Source organism: Streptomyces sp. NPDC054841 (assembly GCF_053611045.1).
The window spans coordinates 1-2,710 of record NZ_JBSGZO010000335.1 but is presented as its reverse complement, the minus strand read 5'-3'; the positions used below and the strand labels follow the sequence as shown (position 1 = coordinate 2,710).

Genomic DNA, 2,710 nt, shown 5'->3' with positions numbered 1-2,710 from the left:
CTAACACAGTGGACGCGAGCAACTGAGGACAAGCCCTCGGCCTATTAGTACCGGTCAGCTTCACCAGTTACCTGGCTTCCACATCCGGCCTATCAACCCAGTCGTCTACTGGGAGCCTTACCCTCTCAAGGAGGTGGGAATACTCATCTCGAAGCAGGCTTCCCGCTTAGATGCTTTCAGCGGTTATCCCTCCCGAACGTAGCCAACCAGCCATGCCCTTGGCAGAACAACTGGCACACCAGAGGTTCGTCCGTCCCGGTCCTCTCGTACTAGGGACAGCCCTTCTCAATATTCCTACGCGCACAGCGGATAGGGACCGAACTGTCTCACGACGTTCTAAACCCAGCTCGCGTACCGCTTTAATGGGCGAACAGCCCAACCCTTGGGACCGACTCCAGCCCCAGGATGCGACGAGCCGACATCGAGGTGCCAAACCATCCCGTCGATATGGACTCTTGGGGAAGATCAGCCTGTTATCCCCGGGGTACCTTTTATCCGTTGAGCGACGGCGCTTCCACAAGCCACCGCCGGATCACTAGTCCCGACTTTCGTCCCTGCTCGACCCGTCGGTCTCACAGTCAAGCTCCCTTGTGCACTTACACTCAACACCTGATTGCCAACCAGGCTGAGGGAACCTTTGGGCGCCTCCGTTACCCTTTGGGAGGCAACCGCCCCAGTTAAACTACCCATCAGACACTGTCCCTGATCCGGATCACGGACCCAGGTTAGACATCCAGCACGACCAGAGTGGTATTTCAACGACGACTCCACAACCACTGGCGTGGCCGCTTCAAAGTCTCCCACCTATCCTACACAAGCCGAACCGAACACCAATATCAAACTGTAGTAAAGGTCCCGGGGTCTTTCCGTCCTGCTGCGCGAAACGAGCATCTTTACTCGTAGTGCAATTTCACCGGGCCTATGGTTGAGACAGTCGAGAAGTCGTTACGCCATTCGTGCAGGTCGGAACTTACCCGACAAGGAATTTCGCTACCTTAGGATGGTTATAGTTACCACCGCCGTTTACTGGCGCTTAAGTTCTCAGCTTCGCCCCACCGAAATGGAGCTAACCGGTCCCCTTAACGTTCCAGCACCGGGCAGGCGTCAGTCCGTATACATCGCCTTACGGCTTCGCACGGACCTGTGTTTTTAGTAAACAGTCGCTTCTCGCTGGTCTCTGCGGCCACCCCCAGCTCACCAAGAAAATTGGATCACCAGACGTGGCCCCCCTTCTCCCGAAGTTACGGGGGCATTTTGCCGAGTTCCTTAACCATAGTTCACCCGAACGCCTCGGTATTCTCTACCTGACCACCTGAGTCGGTTTAGGGTACGGGCCGCCATGAAACTCGCTAGAGGCTTTTCTCGACAGCATAGGATCATCCACTTCACCACAATCGGCTCGGCATCAGGTCTCAGACTATGTGCACGACGGATTTGCCTACCGTGCGTCCTACACCCTTACCCCGGGACAACCACCGCCCGGGCTGGACTACCTTCCTGCGTCACCCCATCGCTTACCTACTACCACCTTGGGTCAGCGGCTCCACCACTCCGAGATTGTCCGAAGACGCACCCGGCGGTTTCACGGCCTTAGCATTAATGGGCTCGATATTGGGCGTTTCAAAGCGGGTACCGGAATATCAACCGGTTGTCCATCGACTACGCCTGTCGGCCTCGCCTTAGGTCCCGACTTACCCTGGGCAGATCAGCTTGACCCAGGAACCCTTAGTCAATCGGCGCACACGTTTCTCACGTGTGTATCGCTACTCATGCCTGCATTCTCACTCGTGAACCGTCCACAACTCGCTTCCGCGGCTGCTTCACCCGGCACACGACGCTCCCCTACCCATCACAGTCCCCGTTGGGGGTATGTACTGCAATGACACGACTTCGGCGGTACGCTTGAGCCCCGCTACATTGTCGGCGCGGAATCACTTGACCAGTGAGCTATTACGCACTCTTTCAAGGGTGGCTGCTTCTAAGCCAACCTCCTGGTTGTCTCTGCGACTCCACATCCTTTCCCACTTAGCGTACGCTTAGGGGCCTTAGTCGATGCTCTGGGCTGTTTCCCTCTCGACCATGGAGCTTATCCCCCACAGTCTCACTGCCGCGCTCTCACTTACCGGCATTCGGAGTTTGGCTAAGGTCAGTAACCCGGTAGGGCCCATCGCCTATCCAGTGCTCTACCTCCGGCAAGAAACACACGACGCTGCACCTAAATGCATTTCGGGGAGAACCAGCTATCACGGAGTTTGATTGGCCTTTCACCCCTAACCACAGGTCATCCCCCAGGTTTTCAACCCTGGTGGGTTCGGTCCTCCACGAAGTCTTACCTCCGCTTCAACCTGCCCATGGCTAGATCACTCCGCTTCGGGTCTAGAGCGTGCAACTCAAACGCCCTGTTCGGACTCGCTTTCGCTACGGCTTCCCCACACGGGTTAACCTCGCTACACACCGCTAACTCGCAGGCTCATTCTTCAAAAGGCACGCAGTCACGAGACACTCCGAAAAGTGTCCGACGCTCCCACGGCTTGTAGGCACACGGTTTCAGGTACTATTTCACTCCGCTCCCGCGGTACTTTTCACCATTCCCTCACGGTACTATCCGCTATCGGTCACCAGGGAATATTTAGGCTTAGCGGGTGGTCCCGCCAGATTCACACGGGATTTCTCGGGCCCCGTGCTACTTGGGTGTCTCTCAAACGAGCCG

At 56.6% G+C, this 2,710-nt stretch carries 1 rRNA gene; it reads right to left on the bottom strand.

Features of this window, described 5'->3' with window-relative positions:
- Positions 1 to 24 precede the first annotated feature (24 nt).
- Positions 25 to 2,710 (bottom strand): 23S ribosomal RNA (locus ACWGI8_RS31965); the annotation flags it as partial.